This is a genomic window from Pseudonocardia sp. MH-G8 (genome assembly GCF_002262885.1).
Classification (GTDB): Bacteria; Actinomycetota; Actinomycetes; order Mycobacteriales; family Pseudonocardiaceae; genus Pseudonocardia.
This window is the reverse complement of the sequence record NZ_NKYF01000005.1, coordinates 153,225-170,663: the sequence shown is the minus strand read 5'-3', so window position 1 is coordinate 170,663 and position 17,439 is coordinate 153,225. Positions and strand designations below refer to the sequence as shown.

The 17,439-nt window shown below is 72.0% G+C and carries 15 protein-coding genes and 1 pseudogene; 10 read left to right on the top strand and 6 right to left on the bottom strand.

What is annotated here, in order from left to right:
* The first annotated feature begins 34 nt into the window (after positions 1-34).
* From tcuA to CFP66_RS14855, 4 genes and pseudogenes are all read left to right on the top strand, one after another.
* Complete coding sequence (tcuA, locus tag CFP66_RS14870; RefSeq protein WP_094924238.1) at positions 35-1,492, top strand: FAD-dependent tricarballylate dehydrogenase TcuA; 1,458 nt, start codon at positions 35-37, stop codon at positions 1,490-1,492.
* An 80-nt stretch (positions 1,493-1,572) separates the two neighbouring features.
* A pseudogene (locus CFP66_RS14865) lies at positions 1,573-2,001 on the top strand (hypothetical protein); the annotation flags it as partial.
* A 404-nt stretch (positions 2,002-2,405) separates the two neighbouring features.
* Positions 2,406-2,840, top strand: coding sequence for an STAS domain-containing protein (locus CFP66_RS14860; protein ID WP_094924236.1), 435 nt, complete (start codon positions 2,406-2,408; stop codon positions 2,838-2,840).
* Positions 2,841-2,955: 115 nt separating this feature from the next.
* Complete coding sequence (locus tag CFP66_RS14855; protein ID WP_094924233.1) at positions 2,956-3,939, top strand: acetylxylan esterase; 984 nt, start codon at positions 2,956-2,958, stop codon at positions 3,937-3,939.
* Between the two features lie 42 nt (positions 3,940-3,981).
* Here CFP66_RS14855 and CFP66_RS14850 read toward each other — a convergent pair whose 3' ends face one another.
* Positions 3,982-5,265, bottom strand: a complete 1,284-nt coding sequence (locus CFP66_RS14850; protein ID WP_198961455.1) for an MFS transporter — start codon at positions 5,263-5,265, stop codon at positions 3,982-3,984.
* A 135-nt stretch (positions 5,266-5,400) separates the two neighbouring features.
* On the opposite strand from CFP66_RS14850, the gene CFP66_RS14845 reads away from it, so the two are divergent.
* The 3 genes from CFP66_RS14845 (at position 5,401) to CFP66_RS14835 (ending at position 7,458) form a co-directional block, all read left to right on the top strand.
* A complete protein-coding gene (locus CFP66_RS14845) occupies positions 5,401-6,273 on the top strand; it encodes a LysR family transcriptional regulator (protein WP_094924231.1) in 873 nt (290 codons plus the stop codon).
* A 61-nt stretch (positions 6,274-6,334) separates the two neighbouring features.
* Positions 6,335-6,934, top strand: a complete 600-nt coding sequence (locus CFP66_RS14840; RefSeq protein ID WP_094924229.1) for a superoxide dismutase — start codon at positions 6,335-6,337, stop codon at positions 6,932-6,934.
* Between the two features lie 5 nt (positions 6,935-6,939).
* Positions 6,940-7,458, top strand: coding sequence for a flavin reductase family protein (locus tag CFP66_RS14835; RefSeq protein WP_094924227.1), 519 nt, complete (start codon positions 6,940-6,942; stop codon positions 7,456-7,458).
* A 71-nt stretch (positions 7,459-7,529) separates the two neighbouring features.
* On the opposite strand, the gene CFP66_RS14830 is transcribed toward CFP66_RS14835, so the two are convergent.
* The gene (locus CFP66_RS14830; protein ID WP_233159442.1) at positions 7,530-8,279 is read right to left on the bottom strand and encodes an enoyl-CoA hydratase; all 750 of its coding nucleotides are present in this window, start codon (positions 8,277-8,279) and stop codon (positions 7,530-7,532) included.
* Positions 8,280-8,397: 118 nt separating this feature from the next.
* On the opposite strand from CFP66_RS14830, the gene CFP66_RS14825 reads away from it, so the two are divergent.
* Positions 8,398-10,479 (top strand): ATP-dependent Clp protease ATP-binding subunit, encoded by a 2,082-nt coding sequence (locus CFP66_RS14825; RefSeq protein ID WP_233159441.1) that lies wholly within the window; start codon positions 8,398-8,400, stop codon positions 10,477-10,479.
* A gap of 73 nt (positions 10,480-10,552) precedes the next feature.
* On the opposite strand, the gene CFP66_RS14820 is transcribed toward CFP66_RS14825, so the two are convergent.
* Genes CFP66_RS14820 through CFP66_RS14805 form a run of 4 tightly spaced genes read right to left on the bottom strand, consistent with a single transcriptional unit; the run spans position 10,553 to position 14,371 of the window.
* Positions 10,553-11,143, bottom strand: a complete 591-nt coding sequence (locus CFP66_RS14820) for a hypothetical protein (protein WP_094924225.1) — start codon at positions 11,141-11,143, stop codon at positions 10,553-10,555.
* The gene (locus CFP66_RS14815; RefSeq protein ID WP_094924224.1) at positions 11,140-12,042 is read right to left on the bottom strand and encodes a carbohydrate ABC transporter permease; all 903 of its coding nucleotides are present in this window, start codon (positions 12,040-12,042) and stop codon (positions 11,140-11,142) included. Before CFP66_RS14815 ends, CFP66_RS14820 begins: the two co-directional genes overlap by 4 nt.
* Positions 12,042-13,004 (bottom strand): carbohydrate ABC transporter permease, encoded by a 963-nt coding sequence (locus CFP66_RS14810; protein WP_094924222.1) that lies wholly within the window; start codon positions 13,002-13,004, stop codon positions 12,042-12,044. The genes CFP66_RS14815 and CFP66_RS14810 overlap by 1 nt, the downstream gene beginning before the upstream one ends.
* A gap of 32 nt (positions 13,005-13,036) precedes the next feature.
* The gene (locus tag CFP66_RS14805; protein ID WP_094924220.1) at positions 13,037-14,371 is read right to left on the bottom strand and encodes an ABC transporter substrate-binding protein; all 1,335 of its coding nucleotides are present in this window, start codon (positions 14,369-14,371) and stop codon (positions 13,037-13,039) included.
* Between the two features lie 246 nt (positions 14,372-14,617).
* Between CFP66_RS14805 and CFP66_RS14800 the strand changes: the two genes are divergently transcribed.
* Positions 14,618-15,982 carry a Gfo/Idh/MocA family oxidoreductase gene (locus CFP66_RS14800; RefSeq protein ID WP_094924218.1) on the top strand — a complete coding sequence of 455 codons (1,365 nt, stop codon included), beginning with the start codon at positions 14,618-14,620 and terminating at the stop codon, positions 15,980-15,982.
* A 1-nt stretch (position 15,983) separates the two neighbouring features.
* Positions 15,984-17,411, top strand: a complete 1,428-nt coding sequence (gene uxaC / locus CFP66_RS14795) for a glucuronate isomerase (RefSeq protein WP_094924216.1) — start codon at positions 15,984-15,986, stop codon at positions 17,409-17,411.
* Positions 17,412-17,439 lie beyond the last annotated feature (28 nt).

Below are 17,439 nucleotides of genomic sequence, written 5' to 3'. Positions count from 1 at the left end.
GATGTGCAGTTGGAGACAAGCGGAGGGACCTGGGATGCACGAAGAGACCGACGTCGTCGTCATCGGCGGCGGCAACGCCGGGTTCAGCGCTGCCCACGCGGCGGCCGAACGCGGACGGCGGGTGCTGCTGCTGGAGAAGGGCGACCCTGAGCTGGCGGGCGGCAACAGCTATTTCACCGCGGGCGCGGTGCGGATCGCGCACGACGGGCTCGACGATGTGGCCGACCTGCTGGACCCCGACGACCGGCATGCGGTCACCGTACTGCCGCCCTACCCCCGCGCGGCGTTCCTCGCCGACATGGCGAAGGTGACCGAGGGGCGCAACGACCCGGAGCTCACCGAGGTGCTGGTGGCGCAGAGCCAGGACACGCTGCGCTGGCTGCACGGCAAGGGGCTGCGCTACCGGCTCATGTACGAGCGCCAGGCCTACCCCGACGCGCAGGGCCGGCAGGTGTTCTGGGGCGGGCTCGCCGTCGGCAGCACCGGCGGCGGCAAAGGGCTGGTCGAGCAGCACACCGAGGCCGCGCAGAAGGCCGGCGTCGAGATCCGCTACAGCACGCGGGCGCTCGACCTGCTGCCCGACGGGCCGGGCGTCACCTGGGAGGACTCCGCAGGCCGGACGGGCACGGTCCGCGCCGAGTCGGTGGTGCTCGCGGCCGGCGGCTTCGAGGCCGACGCCGACCTGCGCCGCCGCCACCTCGGCGAGGGGTGGCAGCGCGCGAAGGTCCGCGGAACCCCGCTCAACACCGGCGACATGCTCACCGCCGCCCTCGCCGCGGGCGCCGTGCCGCACGGCGACTGGAGCACGTGCCACAGCGTGGCCTGGGACGCCTGGTTCCCCGGAAACGAGGGTGACCGCGAGCTGACCAACCAGCTGACGCGCAGCGGCTACCCGCTCGGCATCGTGGTCAACAGCCGCGGGGAGCGGTTCCTCGACGAGGGCTCGGACTTCCGCAACTACACCTACGCCAAGTACGGCGCCCGCATCCTCGCCCAGCCCGACGGCGTCGCCTTCCAGCTCTTCGATGCCACCACCCGCCCGCAGCTGCGCGTCGAGGAGTACGACATGCCCGGCGCGTCGGTCGTCACCGGCGCGACGCTCGCCGAGGTGGCAGCCGGCATCGGCGTGGACGCGGGGGCACTCACCCGCACCGTGGAGGAGTTCAACGCGGCCGTCCGGCGCGACGTCCCGCTCGACCTGGCCGTCAAGGACGGGCGGGCCGCCGACGTCGACCCGCCGAAGTCCAACTGGGCGATCCCGCTCGAGACCGCGCCGTACTACGCCTTCCCGGTGACCTGCGGCATCACGTTCACCTTCGGCGGGCTGCGGGCCGACACCTCCGGCCGGGTGCTCGACGCCGACGGCGCGCCGCTGCCGGGGCTGTTCGTCTGCGGCGAGATGCTGGGCGGCCTGTTCAGCGGCAACTACCCCGGTGGCAGCGGCCTGACCGCGGGGTCCGTGTTCGGGCGGCGGGCAGGCTCGCTGGCCTGAGCGACCCCCTCAGTCTTTCCATTGACAAGATGTACCCGGATCGGGCATCTTGCCATTGCCAAGACTGGAAAGGGGTCCCCATGGAACCGCTCATCACCCTCGTCGCCGTCACCGCCGTTCTCCTCGCCGCCGGGGCCGCGGGCGCGCAACGCCTGCGCCCGTGGCCCGTGGCCGTCCGGGGCGGGCTCGCGGCGATGTTCACGCTCACCGGCGTCGTGCACTTCGTCGCGAAGCGGGAGGAGCTCATCGCGATGGTGCCGCCGGCGCTGCCGGCACCCGCCCTGCTGGTGACGATCACCGGTGTGCTGGAACTCGCCGGCGCGATCGGCCTGCTGTGGCACCGCACGGCACCGTGGGCGGCAGGCGGGCTCGCCGCGCTGCTCGTCGCGATGTTCCCGGCGAACGTGCATGCCGCGCTCGCGGGCACGAGCACACCGCTGCTACCGCGCACCGCCATGCAACTGGTGTTCCTCGCCGCGACGGTCGCCGTCGTGGCGCACCACGCGCGCACGCGGCGCGCCGGAGGTGATCAGCCCGGGTTCAGGCCGTGGCGCGCGCCGTCGACGAGTGAGGCGGTGGGCGCGGCGACGGTCGCGGCGCAGGCCGTTCAGGGTGCGGGGACACCAGAGCCAGCGGCGGGACGGGAGTCTCGCTCGGATGCTCGTCGGCCTCGGGCGTATTGAACAGCGCGGCCTCCAGCCTCTGCAGGAGCACCGCGGCCAACAGGACCGCGAGGGGTACGGCGAGCGAGATCCACACGTGATCGGCTACCCCGATCGACCCCTGCAGTACACGGCTCGGGACAGAGGCCGCCCGGACGGGTTACCGGCGGGCGCGCCGCTCACCGGCAGTAGTCGGGCGTCCGCCGCAGACTGCGTCGCGACAGGCGTGCCGCGGCGGTTACGGTGCTGCGATGAGCGACGACGAGCGCGGCAGGCCGGCGACACCGGACGAGCCGGGCGACCTCATGGCGCTGGCGACCACGCGCGTCGGCTCGGCGGCGGTGGTGACGGTGACCGGCGAGCTGGACCTGCACACCGCTCGCGAGCTGATGACGGCCGTCGACGACACGCTGCGGTGGCCGGACCTCGCCGGCGTGGTCGTGGACCTGACGGGCGTGAGCTTCCTCGGCTCGTCGGGACTGGGAACCCTCGCAGAGCTCGCCACGCGCACCGCCGCACCCGGGGGTTCCGAGGGCTACCGCACCGAGGCACCGCAGCCGCTGCCGCCGCTGCGCCTGGTGGCCCCGCCGGACAACACCGCGGTGATCCGCCCGTGGGAGACGATGAACCTGCAACAGATCCTCCCGCTGCACCCCGACCTGACGACGGCCCTGAACGACCTCTGAAACGCGCCTCCCGACCCCCCGCACCTTGGAGCCTTACTGCTGTTCTCGGGCGCTCAAAACAGCAGTAAGGCGCCAAAGTGCGGTTTGTCCTGTTCCCCCCAATCGCAGGAGAACCGTGGCCCTCTCCGATCTGTCCCTCGATGAGCTCGTCCGCTATCGGCCCTCGGTCCGCGAGCCCGTGGACTTCGACGACTTCTGGAGCCGGACGCTCGCCGAGGCCCGCACGCACGACCTGGACGTCGAGGCCCGGGAGGTGGACACGCCCTACCGCACCGTCGCCGTGCGGGACGTGAGCTTCCGCGGGTTCGGCGGCGACCGCATCGGGGCCTGGTTCACCGTGCCCCGCACCGCGGTGGCCCCGCTCCCCGCCGTCGTCGAGTTCATCGGCTACAACGGCGGCCGGGACCTGCCCGGCGAGTCGCTGCGATGGGCGAGCGCGGGCTACGCACACCTGCTCGTCGACACCCGCGGCCAGGGCGCGCGCTGGGGCGCCGGTGGTCGCACGGGCGACCCGCACGGCTCCGGCCCGAGCGCCCCGGGCTTCATGACCCGGGGCATCGAGCACCCCGAGACCTACTTCTACCGCCGCGTCTTCACCGACGCCGTGCGCGCGGTCGAGGCGGTGCGCACGCTGCCCGGCGTCGATCCCGCGCAGGTGGCGGTGCAAGGGGTCAGCCAGGGCGGCGGGATCACCCTCGCCGTGGCCGGGCTGGTGCCCGACCTCGTCGCGGTCATGCCGGACGTGCCGTTCCTCTGCCACTTCGCCCGCGCGCTGGACATCTGCGACAAGGACCCGTTCGTCGAGATCACCCGCTACCTGGCGGTGCACCGGCCCCGCGCCGACGACGTGCTGCACACGCTCTCCTATGTCGACGCCGTCAATTTCGCCAAGCGCGCCACCGCCCCGGCCCTGTTCTCGGTGGCGCTGATGGACCTGGTCTGCCCCCCGTCCACCGTGTACGCCGCGTTCAACCACTACGCCGCGACGCGCAAAAACGTCGAGGTCTACCGCTTCAACGACCACGAGGGCGGCGAGTCCTACCAGCGCCAGGCCCAGATCCGCTGGCTCGACGAGCTACTGGGACGCACCCGGCCGTGAGTGGATACGGGTGCTGGGGCACTCGTATCCACTCACGGCCGCTCAGCGGGTGGCAGCGGCGGCGGGCTGCAGCATTCGCGCCTGCCGGGCGAGCACCACCGCCACGACCACCGCCGCCAGCAGCGGGAGCAGCCCGCACACGGCCATGCCGACGCGGGCGCCGAACGCGCCGGTGATCCACCCGATCATCGGGCCGCCCAGCGGCGTGCCCCCGACGAACGCCAGCATGTAGAGGCCCATGACCCGGCCGCGGACCTCCGGGTCCACCCACGACTGCACCGACGAGTTCGCCATGGCCTGGAAGGCCAGGTTCACCGCGCCCATCGCGACCAGCGCCGCGAGGAACGTCCCGAGCCCCGGCGCCAGCGCCGCCGCCACCTGCGCCACGCCGAACGCGGCCCCGGCCAGCACGATCGTGCGCAGCCGGGTGTGGGTGCGCGCCCCCGCGAACAGGGCACCGGCGATCGAGCCGACGGCGAGCGCGACGTTGAACAGGCCGTACAACTGGGCGCCGCCGTCGGTCGTCCCCCCGAAGGTCTCCGACGCCATCGCCGTGAGCACCACCGGGAACTTCAGGCCGAAGGTGCCGACGACACCCACCAGCACGATCGTCCAGGCCACGTGCGGGCGGTCGGCCACGTAGCGCAATGCCGAACGCAGCTGGCCCGGCGCTCGCGCCAGTGGCGGGCTCGGCAGCAACTCGGCGGTGCGGATGATCATCAGCCCGACCAGCGGGGCGAGGTAGGACACCGCGTTCGCCGCGAACGCCCAGCCGGTGCCCACCGTGCTGATCAGAACGGCGGCCACGGCCGGCCCCACCAGCCGCGTGGTCTGGAAGACCGCCGCGTTGAGCGCGATCGCGTTGCGCACGTAGCGCGCCGAGACCACCTCGTTGACGAACACCTGGCGCGTGGGGTTGTCGACGACGAACACCAGGCCGACGACGAGCGCGAACCCGTAGACGTGCTCGACGCGGACGTTCCCGCTGATCGTCAGGACGGCGAGGGAGGCGGCGAGCAGGCCGTTGACGGTCTGGGTGACCATCAGGATCATGCGCTTGGGGTAGCGGTCGGCGATCATGCCGCCGTACATCCCGATCAGCAGCATCGGGAGGAACTGGCACGCCATGGTGATCCCCACGGCGACGGGGCTCCCCGAGAGCTCGAGGACCAGCCACTCCAGCGCGATGTTCTGCATCCAGGTGCCCGTGCTGGCCACGGCGTGCGCGCTGAGGTAGATGCGGAAGTTGCGGACGCGCAGCGCGCCGAAGGTGCGGGTGCGGCGTCCGGCAGGGGTGAGATCGGTGGTGGAAGTGGTCCCGCTCACGGGTATGTCGGCCGGAGCCGTTGTCACGGAAAACCTTTCGTAGCTCGGAGCACAAAAATGTCCGCAGCCCAGTATCCCCGTGACGTAGCGTATTGTGAACGTCGATCAACCGACTAACTGTTATTGCGGAGCGAAATGACGGCGTACGACCCGGTCCAGCTCCAGACGTTCCTGGCGGTGGCCCAGACCGACAGCTTCACGCAGGCCGCGGTGCGCCTGGGCATCCGCCAGCCCACCGTGAGCCAGCACGTGCGCAAGCTGGAGGAGGCCACCGGACGGGTGCTGGTGCACCGCGACACCCACCACGTGTCCATGACCCCCGACGGCGAGGCGATGATCGGGTTCGCCCGGACGATCCTGGCCGCCCACGAGCAGGCGGCGAACTACTTCAGCGGTGTGCGCCCGCACGGCCGGCTCCGGATCGGGATGTCGGACGACCTGGCGCTCACGCGACTCCCCCAGATCCTGCGCGACTTCCGCCGCGACCACCCGCTCGTCGACCTCGACCTGGCGATCGACCAGAGCGGCTCGCTGCACCGCAGGCTGGAGAACGACCGCCTCGACCTGTTCGTGGGCAAGCGCCCGCGCGGGGAGCCGCGCGGGCAGCTCGTCAAGCGTGACCGGCTGGTATGGGTGGGCACCGCCACGACGCGGCTGGACGTGAGCAAGCCGCTCCCCCTCGTGGTCTACCCCGCTCCGAGCCTGAGCCGCAGCGCGATGGAGAACGCCCTGCAGCGCGCGAACACCGCGTACCGCAGCGCCTGCATCTGCCGCGGCGTCAACGGGATGATCGGCGCGGTGGCCGCGGGCATCGGGATCTCCGCGCTGGCGAGCAGCCTCGTCCCGGTGCAGCTCACCCCGCTCGGGCCGCAGCACCGCCTCCCCGAGCTGGGCTACATCGACCTCGTCCTGCTCACCAACCCGCGTACGGAGGATCGCCCGGCCACGAAGGCGCTCGCGGCGGCGGTGCTCGCGAGCGGCCCGGCGAGCCTGTCGACCCCCAGCTGAACGGTGATCTGCGCCATGGCCGGCTTGAGCTGAACACGGGTCGAGGTTCGAGGATCGGTCCATGGCCCAGTACACGCTGCCCGACCTGCCCTACGACTACGGCGCCCTCGCCCCGCACATCGCCGGCGAGATCATGCAGCTGCACCACTCCAAGCACCACCAGACCTACGTCACCGCCGCGAACCAGACCCTCGACAAGCTCGCCGCCGCCCGCGAGTCCGGCGACTTCGCCGCGATCGTCGGCCTGGAGAAGACCCTCGCCTTCAACCTCGGCGGCCACGTCAACCACTCGATCTTCTGGAACAACCTCTCCCCCGACGGCGGAGGGAAGCCCCAGGGCGAGCTCGCCGCAGCCGTCGACGAGCACTTCGGCTCCTTCGACGCCTTCCAGGCCCACTTCACCGCCGTCGCCACCACCATCCAGGGCAGCGGCTGGGCGATCCTGGGCTGGGACACCCTCGGCGAGCAGCTGCTGATCCACCAGCTCTACGACCAGCAGGCCAACCTCCCCGCCGGCCAGATCCCCCTGGTCATGCTCGACATGTGGGAGCACGCCTTCTACCTGCAGTACCGCAACGTCAAGCCGGACTACGTCAAGGCCTGGTGGAACGTCGTCAACTGGGCCGACGCCGCAGCGCGCTTCGACGCCGCCCGCGCCTGACCGGAATGACCGCCACCCGGACCGCAGCCGAGGCAGGGCTGCTCGGGAGCGCGTTCCGGGACGCCTTCCGCCACCACCCCACCGGCGTCGCCGTGGTCACCGCCCGCGACGGCGCCGGTGTCCCGGTGGGTTTCACCGCGTCGTCGGTGGCGTCGGTGTCACTGGCGCCGCCCGCCCTCGTCCTATCGGTGTCGCACCGCAGCAGCGCCGCAGGCGGGGTGCTCGCCGCGGACTCGTTCCTCGTACACCTGCTGGAGGCCCGCAACGTGGACCTGGCCCGGCGCTTCGCGACCTCGGGCGCGGACCGGTTCGGCCCGGGAACCGGCTGGACACCGCTCGCCACGGGCGAGCCGTGGTTCCCGGAGGCACCTACTGCTCTGCGCTGCCGCCCGCTGGCCCGGACGCCGGTCGGTGACGCGACGGTCGTGACCGCCGAGGTCGTCGGGATCCGCTCGTCGGGACGCAGGGGCACCCCCCTGCTGCACCACGACCGCGGCTACCACGCACTCGGACCGCTGCCGTGAACCACCGCACCTTGGAGCCCTACTGCAGTTCTTCGCCCGAATATCTGCAGTACGGCTCCACGGTGCGGGGCTCATTGTCCGGTGTACCGGGGCGGGCGACGCTCGGAGCGGGCGCGCAGGCCCTCCTCGGCGTCCGCGCTGGACCAGCAAGCCGCGTAGGCGTCGTGCTCGGCGTCGGACGGCGCACCGTCGAGCACCAGCTTGGAGTAGGCGAGGGTCCGCGGGGCGAGATCCGCCATCTCCGCGGCCCAGGCGAGTGCGACGTCCAGGCCGCCGAGGCGGTCGACCAGCCCGCACCGGCGCGCCTCCTCGACGTCGAGACGGGCGCAGCCCAACAGCACCGCCCGCGCCGCGCCGCCGCCGGCCAGCTGGGCGAACCGGCGGATCGTCCAGGGATCGACGGCGATCCCGAGCCGCGCGGTCGGCAGCGCGAAGACCGCCTCCGGACCGGCCACGCGCAGGTCCGCGGCGATCGCGAGTTGGGTGCCGGCGCCGATCGCGGGGCCGTTGACCGCAGCGATCACCGGGATGGGCGCGTCGGCCACGGCGCGCAGCGCCGCCGCGTGGGCGGCGTGGAACTCCGGGGCGGCGACCACGTCGAGGTCCGCGCCGGCGCAAAAGCTGGTGCCGCCGCCGGTGAGCACGAGCACCCGGGCCCCGCCCTCGATCGCGGACCCCACCGCGTTGCGCAGCCGGTCGCACAGCTCGATGTTGAGCGCGTTGCGCTTCTCGCGACGCTCCAACGTGACCACCGCGACCCGCTCGTGCCACGCCAGGTCGATCATCGCGTCGATCATCTTGTCGATCATCCCGTCGGTCATCGAGGCCTCCTTCCCGCCCCGGACGCTACTGGGAGCGGCGCCACCGCCCGAGACGGAGGACCATCGGAGGCAGCGCCCGTCGCGCCGCCGCGGGCGGCCGGGCGCAGAGGAGGTGGACGTGCCGCAGGATCGACCGGGACCGGGGCCCTTCGACGACCTGTTCGAGCGGCTCATCGGCAACCTCGAGAGCACGCTGGGCGACTCGATGGGTGGCACCGCGGGCCGCCGCCCCGCGAGCGGTGGCCGCACGCCTCGGCTCGACCGCTTCGGCCGCGACCTCACCGCGGACGCCGCGCGCGGGGCGCTGGATCCCGTGATCGGCCGCGAGGCCGAGGTGGACCAGGTGCTCGAGGTGCTGGCCCGACGGACGAAGAACAACCCCGTGCTCGTCGGCGACCCCGGCGTGGGCAAGACGGCGATCGCGGAGGGCATCGCCCAGCGGGTGGCCGACGGCGCCGTGCCGGCGGCGCTGCGCGACGTCCGCGTGGTGGCGCTCGACCTGGCCGGGATGGTGGCGGGCACGCGCTACCGCGGCGACTTCGAGCAACGGCTCACCGGCGTGATCGACGAGGTGGTCGCGGCGGAGCGCGGGATCGTGCTTTTCGTCGACGAGTTGCACGCCGTGGTCGGCGCCGGGTCCGCCGAGGGCGGGGCGATGGACGCCGCCACGCTGCTCAAGCCCGCGCTCGCCCGCGGTGAGCTGCAGCTGATCGGCGCCACGACCGTGCAGGAGTACCGGCGCCACATCGAGAAGGACGCCGCGCTGGAGCGCCGGTTCGAGCCCGTGCGGATCGCCGAGCCGGGCGTCGAGGCCACGGTCGCGATCCTGGGGGGCCTGCGGTCGCGCTACGAGCAGCACCACGGCGTGCGGATCACGGACGCGGCGCTGAGAGCCGCGGCCGAACTCTCCGACCGGTACGTGCCCGATCGGTTCCTGCCCGACAAGGCGATCGACCTGCTGGACCGCGCGAGCTCGCGGGCCCGGATCCGCGCGGGTGCACCGGACACCGGTTCATCCTCCGGCGCGGAGACCCGCGCAGGCCGGGACGAGCTGGAGCAGCTGCGGCGGGCCCGGGAGGTGGCCGTGGACGCCGACGATTTCGAACGCGCCCACCTGCTCACCCGCGAGATCGAGGCAGCCGAGGCCGCCCTGGGCGATGCCGGACCGGCAGCCGGCCCCGACCTGCGCAAGGGCGCCGGCACCGTCGAGATCGGGCCGGACGACGTGGCGCGCGTGGTCTCCGACAGCACCGGGATCCCGATCGCGCAGCTCACCGGCGCCGAGCGGCGCCGGCTGCTCGATCTGGAGGCGCTGCTGCACCACCGCGTCGTCGGGCAGCACGCCGCGGTCGAGGCGGTGGCCGACGCGGTGCGGGCCGGGCGGGCCGGCCTCGCCCACCCGGACCGGCCGGTCGGCTCGTTCCTCTTCCTCGGCCCGACCGGGGTGGGCAAGACCGAGCTGGCGCGGGCGCTCGCCGAGGCGCTGTTCGGCAGCGACGACGCGCTCCTGCGGTTCGACATGAGCGAGTACACCGACCGCAGCAGCGCGATGCGGCTCGTCGGAGCCCCGCCGGGGCACATCGGCTACGACGACGCCGGCCAGCTCACCGAAGCCGTGCGCCGCACCCGCTACTCGGTGCTCCTGCTCGACGAGATCGAGAAGGCGCATCCCGACGTCATCGGCACCTTGCTGCAGGTCCTCGACGCCGGCCGGCTCACCGACGCCCACGGGCGCTCGATCGACTTCACGCACACCGTGGTGATCATGACGAGCAACCTCGGCGCGGAGCGCGTGCTCGCCGCCGGCGCGGCCGGCCGGCCGGTCGAGGAGGTGCGCGAGGGTGTGCTCGCGGTGACACGCCTGCACTTCCGCCCGGAGTTCCTCAACAGGATCGACGACATCGTGCTGTTCTCCGCGCTCGACCGCGACGAGCTCCGGCAGATCACCGAGCTCCTGCTCACCGGCACGGCCGACCGGCTGCGGGCGCAGGGCATCGCACTGGAGGTCACCCCTGCCGCCGTCGACCGGCTCGCCGAGCGCGGCCACGAGCCGGAACTGGGCGCCCGGCCGCTGCGCCGCACGATCGCCCGCGAGGTGGACCGAGCCCTGTCCCGCCTGATCATCAGCGGCGAGCTCGGCCCCGGCGGGCGGGTACTGGTCGACGTGCGGGACGGGCTGCTGGTGCTGCGGCCGGCCTGAAGATCGCCGGTTCAGTGCGCCGGCTGCAGCGCCGACGACAGCGCCGACGACACTGAGCGCACTGAACTCGCGATCACGACCGCACCAGCCGCCGGTGCACCGCGTGCAGGGCCAGCACCAGCAGCGCCGGCAGGAGCAGGGCCACGCCGGGCAACGTCACCGCCAGCAGGATCGCGACGCCGGTGACGGCCAGCGCCGCGAGCGCTGCTGCAGGCGCCCGCAGCAGCGCCGTCCAGCCCCCCGCGAGCGCGGCACGCCACGACGCGCCGTCCGCGAGCCGAGGCACCGCGAGCAGCACCACGGCGAGCAGGCACCCGGTGGCCAGGCCGAACGCGGCCAGCGCCACCCCGCCGCCGGGCACCACGCCGTCGCGCAGCCAGGCCACCTGCTGCACGACGACGAGCGTGGCGAGCAGCCCGACCAGCCCGACCGGCACCCCGGGCAGCAACCGGCGCCGGAACTCCGCGCCCATCGCCCGCCACGCCGGCAGGTCGTCGTGGTCGGCCCAGTGCCCGACGGCGGTGGACAGGGTGGCCACGACCGCCCCGATCGTCACGACCGGCATGCTCGCCAGCAGCGCGACGATGCCGAGCAGGCACAGCTCCCCGACCCGGCGCAGCTGTTCCTTCCAGCCCCGCGCCGGCGCGGGCGCCGCGGCGGTCATCCCTTGATCCCGCTGGTGTTGATGCCGTCGACGATGAGCCGCTGGAACACCAGGAAGAACAGGAAGACCGGCACCAGCGACAGCACCGACATCGCGAACATCGGCGCCACCGCGTTCTGCCCGCTCGAGTCCAGGAACAGCCGCAGCCCGATCGGCACGGTGTAGGCCTCCAGGTCGTTGAGGTACACGAGCTGGGAGAAGAAGTCGTTCCAGGTCTGGATGAACGAGAAGACCGCCGTCGTGACGAGCGCGGGCTTCGTGAGCGGCAGCACGATGTGGAAGAACCGCCGGTAGGGACCGCAGCCGTCGATCTCGGCGGCCTCGTCGAGGCTGCGCGGGATGCCCCGCATGAACTGCACCATCAGGAAGACGAAAAACGCGTCGGTGGCCAGGAACTTCGGCACGATCAGCGGAAGCGGCGTATTGATCCACTCGAGGCTGTTGAACAGCACGTACTGCGGCACGATCAGCACGTGGTGCGGCAGCAGCAGGGTGCCGATCATCAGGGCGAACCACAGCCCGCGCAGCGGGAAGCGCAGCCGCGCGAACGCGAACGCGGCGAGCGCGCAGGCCACGACGTTGCCGACGACCACCCCGATCGCGATCACGGCGCTGTTGAGGAAGAACCGGCCGAACGTGATGCCCGGGATCCCGCTCCAGCCCTCGGGATAGTTGCCTGGGGTGAACTGCCGCGGCAGCACGTTGACGTTGTTGAGGATCTCCTCGGGCGACTTGAACGACGTGCCGAACATGTAGGCGATCGGGTACAGGGCCACGACCAGCAACACGATGAGCACGACGTGCGCCGCACCGCCCTCGTACCAGCGGCCGCTGCGCTTGGCCGGCCCGGGCGCGGCCGCAGAGGTATCGACAGGAGCGACGGCGGTCGGGGTGGCCATCAGCGATCCCCCTCGTCGGCGTAGTGGACCCACAGCGAGCCGCTGCGGAAGACGAACGCCGTGATGATCCCGAGCACGAGCAGGAAGACCCAGGCCATCGCCGAGGCGTAGCCCATCTGGAAGTCGCCGAAGCCGCGCAGGTAGAGGTAGAGCGTGTAGAGCAGGGTGGAGTCGGCCGGGCCGCCGGTGCCGCCGCTGATCACGAACGCCGCCGTGAAGCCCTGGAACCCGGCGATCGTCTCCAGCACCAGGTTGAAGAACAGCACCGGCGACAGCAGGGGCAGCGTGACGTGGAAGAACTGCTTGAACCGTCCGGCGCCGTCGAGTGCCGCCGCCTCGAACATCTCGACCGGGATCTGCTTGAGCCCGGCCAGGAAGATGACCATCGGCGCACCGAACTGCCACGCGGCCAGGATCACCAGGGTGCCGAGCGCGGTGGCCGGGTCGCTGATCCACGCGCGACCCCCGATGCCGAAGATCGCGAGCACCCCGTTGATCGCGCCCTGGCCGCCGAACAACGTCTGCCACACGATGGCGATCGCGACGCTGCCACCGAGCAGTGACGGCACGTAGTACAGCGAGCGGTAGAGCCCGACGCCTCGCCGGTTGCGGTAGAGCAGCAGCGCCACGCCGAGTGCCACCGCGAGCTTGAGCGGCACCGACGTCACCGCGAACAAGAAGGTGGCGCCCACCGAGTTCCAGAACTGCGGATCCCCGGTGAACATCCGCTCGTAGTTCTCCAGACCCACCCACTCCGGGTCCTGCAACAGGTCGTAGTCGGTGAAGCTGAGGTAGAGCGAGTAGAGCATCGGCAGCAGCGTGATGCCGAAGAGGCCGAGCAACCACGGGCTGAGGAAGACGTAGCCCGCGATCGCCTCCTTCCGGCGTCCGGGCCGCGTGTGGGTGCCGGACGCCGCCGGCCGCCCGCCCGGCGGCGCCTGTCGTACTGCCGTGTCCACCATGGACGTGCTCCCTGTCGTGTGCGGGCGCTCGGTCAGCCGGCCGCGCGCTCGAGCTCGGCGGTGGCCTGCGTGAGGAACTCCTGCGCGCCTGCGGCAGCCGGCTGGCGGCCGAAGCCCACGTTCTCCGCCGACGCGGTGAGCAACCGGCCCATCTGGTTGTCGCCCTGAGCCGGGACGGGCGGGGTGGGACCGGCCTGGGGGACGACCCGCTCGTCGTAGGCGAGGACGTACTTCAGCTGGTCGTCGAACGACGGGGAGATCGCGTCCCGGACCTGCTTGTTGGGGGGCAGGCCGCGCTCGGTGCCGAGGATCGCCCCGGCCTCCGGGTCGCTGACAAAGAAGTTGATGACGTCGACGGCGGTGGCGACGTTGTCGCCCTGCGCGTAGGCGGTGAAGAACTGCGAGGGCCGGGCGTAGTTGCCGGTCGGCGAGCCGGGCAGCGGCACCAGCACCAGCTCGTGGTCGGTGGCCTTCGCCAGCTCGGTGAGCTGGTTGTCGTAGGTGAAGGTCGCCGCGGTCTGCTTGGTCAGCACGGTGTTCTTCGAGATGTCGCCGGCGTTGGCGGGCTGGGCGACCGCCTGGGGCGAGGCGGCCCCGCTGTCGCGCAGCGCGGCCCACATCTCGAACCAGGTGGTGACGTCCTCGGCGGTGAAGCCCGGCGCCTGGCCGTTGTAGAGCTCCTTGCCGTTCTGGCGCAGCCACGGCTCGAACAGGCTCATGTTGGCGCTCTCGTCGCGGATGCCCCACACCGTGCCGCCGGTGGCCTGGGTGACCTGCTGGGCCCAGGTACCGAACTCGTCCCAGGTGGCCCAGCCGGTTTCCGGCGGGAGCAGCCCGAGCGGCTCGACCACGGTCTTGTCCACGACGAGCGCCTGCGTGTTGGCCGCGAGCGGCACGGCGAAGAGCTTGTCGTCGACCTTGCCCGTGCCCAGCAGCTTGTCGTCGATGCCGTCGGTCTTCAGCGTGCCACCGACCCAGGGGTCGAGCTCCGCGATCAGGCCCTTGTCCGCGTACTCGCGCAGCACCCTGTTGTCGATCTGGATGATGTCGGCGGCGTTGCGGCCCGCCGCGGTGGTGTTGACCTTGTCGTAGTAGCCGGAGTAGCCCTGCCACTGCGTGGTGAAGGTGACGTTGGGGTGCTTCTGCGTGTAGAGGTCCAGCACCTTCTGCGTGAGCTCGGCCCGCGCGGGCCCGCCCCACCAGGTCACTTCGAGCTCCACCGGCTCGTCGAAGACCGGCGGCCCGCCGGCCTCCTGGTCTCCCGCGCGCGAGCCGCCGCCACCGCACGCGGCGGTGAACAGGACGGTCAGCGTGGCGACGCCCGCCAGCACCGTGCGCACGGAACGGCGCCTGCCGAGGATGGCCATAGGAGCTCCTTCGATCACACTGGCCCGGTTCGGACACCACGTGGCGGCGGCCACAGGCCTGGCTGCGGGTCATTAGTTCAGAGCACGAGCGCGGCGTCAACAACTCTTGCGGTTTCTTTCAGCCGTTTGCATCATTGGAGGCCGCCACCGCGTCGGACGGCGGCTTCCACAACACCATGAGCTGCCCAGCTCACCCGAACTGCCAGCTTGCAACCCTTTGCAGCCGGCTCTACAACCGGGAGTGTCATGCCCGCCAGCGCCGGGAGCTCGCCGCGCACCCGCTACGCCATCGTCGGCCTCGGGGGCCGCGCGCAGATGTTCGTCGGTGCCCTGACCGGCCCACACGTCGCCACCGCCGAGCTCGTCGCCTTCTGCGACGTCAACCAGACCCGGATGGACGTGCACAACCGCACCGTCGTCGAGAGCGGGCTGCCGGCCGTCCCGACCTACCGCGCGCAGGACTTCGGGCGGATGCTGGAGGCCGAGCGGGTCGACACCGTGATCGTCGCCAGCATCGACCGCACCCACGACGAGTACATCGTCGCGGCCCTGCGCGCTGGCCGCGACGTCATCACCGAGAAGCCGATGACCACCGACGCGCAGCGGTGCCGCCGCATCCTGGACGCGCAGGCCGAGAGCGGCCGCTCGGTCACCGTCACCTTCAACTACCGCTACAACCCGCTGCACGCGCGGGTGCGCGAGGTGATCGCCTCGGGCGCGATCGGCGAGATCGGGTCCGTGCACTTCGAGTGGTTGCTCGACACCCGCCACGGCGCCGACTACTTCCGGCGCTGGCACCGGGACAAGGCCAACTCCGGCGGCCTCATGGTGCACAAGGCCACCCACCACTTCGACCTGGTCAACTGGTGGGTGGACTCCTCCCCCGAGGTCGTGTTCGGGCTCGGGCGGCTGTTCTTCTACGGCGACGAGAACGGCCGTCGTCGCGGGCTGGCCCGCCCGTACGACCGCGCGCACGGCGCCCCGGAGGCGGCCGACGACCCGTTCGCGCTGCACCTGGCCGGCAACGAGAAGATGACCGCGCTCTACCTCGACGCCGAGCACGAGGACGGCTACCACCGCGACCAGAACGTGTTCGGTCCCGGCGTCACGATCGAGGACGACATGGCCGTGTCGGTGCGCTACCGCAGCGGCGCCACGATGAGCTACCACCTCACGGCCTACTCCCCCTGGGAGGGCTACCGCGTCGCGTTCAACGGCAGCGCCGGGCGTCTCGAGCTCGACGTCATGGAGAACTCGTTCGTCGAGCCGAGCTCCGCCGGGACGGTCAAGGGCGAGGCGCTGCACGGCCGGCCCGGCACCGAGGTCCGGGCTGAGAACGGACAGGGGCCCGACCGCGGCGCCCGGCTCACCCTGCGCAAGCACTGGGAGAAGCCGCAGGAGCTGGACGTGCCCGACATCTTCAGCGGCGGACACGGCGGCGGCGACGAACGGATGCTGGCCGACATCTTCGGCGGGCAGCCCGTGGACGACCCGCTGGGCCGCGCTTCCACCCACCGAGACGGCGCCCAGTCGCTGCTCACCGGTCTCGCGGCCAACCGTTCCTTCGAGACCGGCCTGCCGGTCCGCGCCGACGAGATCCTGGAGCTCTGAGATGCCCGCACGCCCGCTCGAACTCGACGACAACCGCATCCTGCCCACCGAACCGGCGGTGCGCGCGATCGCCCGCGAGATCTTCGCCGCCATCCGCGACCTGCCGCTGATCAGCATGCACGGTCACGTCGAGGCGTCCGTGCTGGCCGACGACGCGCCCTTCGGAGACCCGGCGCAGCTGCTCGTCGTGCCCGACCACTACGTCACCCGCATGTTCGTCTCGCAGGGCACGCGGTTGGAGGACCTCGGCGTCCCGCGCCGCGACGGCGGCCCCGTCGAGACCGACGGGCGGGAGATCTGGCGCCGATTCTGCGCGGGCTGGCGCCTCTTCCGCGGCACGCCCAGCCGGTTCTGGCTCGAGCAGGAGCTGCACGACGTCTTCGGCGTGCAGGTGCACCCCTCGGTCGAGACGGCGGACGCGATCTACGACCGGATCGCCGAGTGCATCGCGCAGCCGCAGTTCCGACCGCGGGCGCTGTTCGACCGGTTCGGCCTCGAGATCCTCGCGACCACCGACGCGCCGAGCAGCAGCCTCGAGGCGCACGCCGCGATCGCCGCGAGCGACTGGGACGGGCGCGTCGTGCCGACCTTCCGCCCGGACGCCCTGGTGCACCTGCGCCAGCCCCGGTGGAAGCAGGACGTCGAGGAGCTCGGCGAGGTGGCCGGCACCGACGTCGCCACCTACGCCGGCTACCTGCAGGCGCTCGAGCAGCGCCGCGAGCACTTCCGCCGCCACGGCGCACTGGCCACCGACCACGGCCACATCTGCGCCGACACCACGCCGCTGGAGCGCGCCGACGCCGAACGCATATACGCCGCCGCGCTGGCCGGCACGGTCGATCCGGTGCAGGCGGACGCGTTCGCCGCGCACATGCTGTTCGAGATGGCGCGGATGAGCCGCGACGACGGCCTCGTCATGCAGATCCACCCGGGCGTGCTGCGCAACCACGACCCGGCGGTGCACGAGCGGTTCGGGCCGGACAAGGGCTTCGACATCCCGCTGCCGGTCGACTTCGTCCGCGGCCTGCGCCCGATGCTCTCCGCGTTCGGCACCGACCCGGGCTTCCGCTGCGTCGTGTTCACCATCGACGAGGACTCCTACTCCCGCGAGCTCGCCCCGCTGGCCGGCGTCTACCCGGCGATGCGGCTGGGCGTGCCGTGGTGGTTCCTGGACAGCCCACTGGCCATGCGCCGCTTCCGCGAAGCCGTGACGGAGACGGCGGGCTTCTACAACACCGCGGGCTTCGTCGACGACACGCGCGCCTTCGCCTCGATCCCCGCCCGCCACGAACTGGCGAGACGGGTGGACAGCGGCTACCTGGCCCAACTGGTGGCGAACGGCCAGCTAGGCAAAGAAGAGGCGATAGAGACAGCGGTAGACCTGACGGCAACGATCCCGCGGCAGGCCTACGCCCCCCGAGCGACCTGACAGCACCACTGCACACACCCAGCAGTCG

Bases quoted from the DNA above. Each gene is read 5' to 3' on its own strand.
- CFP66_RS14810 (WP_094924222.1), bottom strand. From the start codon at position 13,004: ATGGTGGACACGGCAGTACGACAGGCGCCGCCGGGCGGGCGGCCGGCG.
- CFP66_RS14805 (WP_094924220.1), bottom strand. From the start codon at position 14,371: ATGGCCATCCTCGGCAGGCGCCGTTCCGTGCGCACGGTGCTGGCGGGC.
- CFP66_RS14840 (WP_094924229.1), top strand. From the start codon at position 6,335: ATGGCCCAGTACACGCTGCCCGACCTGCCCTACGACTACGGCGCCCTC.
- CFP66_RS14860 (WP_094924236.1), top strand. From the start codon at position 2,406: ATGAGCGACGACGAGCGCGGCAGGCCGGCGACACCGGACGAGCCGGGC.
- CFP66_RS14835 (WP_094924227.1), top strand. From the start codon at position 6,940: ATGACCGCCACCCGGACCGCAGCCGAGGCAGGGCTGCTCGGGAGCGCG.
- uxaC (WP_094924216.1), top strand. From the start codon at position 15,984: ATGCCCGCACGCCCGCTCGAACTCGACGACAACCGCATCCTGCCCACC.
- CFP66_RS14845 (WP_094924231.1), top strand. From the start codon at position 5,401: ATGACGGCGTACGACCCGGTCCAGCTCCAGACGTTCCTGGCGGTGGCC.
- CFP66_RS14820 (WP_094924225.1), bottom strand. From the start codon at position 11,143: ATGACCGCCGCGGCGCCCGCGCCGGCGCGGGGCTGGAAGGAACAGCTG.
- CFP66_RS14800 (WP_094924218.1), top strand. From the start codon at position 14,618: ATGCCCGCCAGCGCCGGGAGCTCGCCGCGCACCCGCTACGCCATCGTC.
- CFP66_RS14815 (WP_094924224.1), bottom strand. From the start codon at position 12,042: ATGGCCACCCCGACCGCCGTCGCTCCTGTCGATACCTCTGCGGCCGCG.
- CFP66_RS14830 (WP_233159442.1), bottom strand. From the start codon at position 8,279: ATGACCGACGGGATGATCGACAAGATGATCGACGCGATGATCGACCTG.
- tcuA (WP_094924238.1), top strand. From the start codon at position 35: ATGCACGAAGAGACCGACGTCGTCGTCATCGGCGGCGGCAACGCCGGG.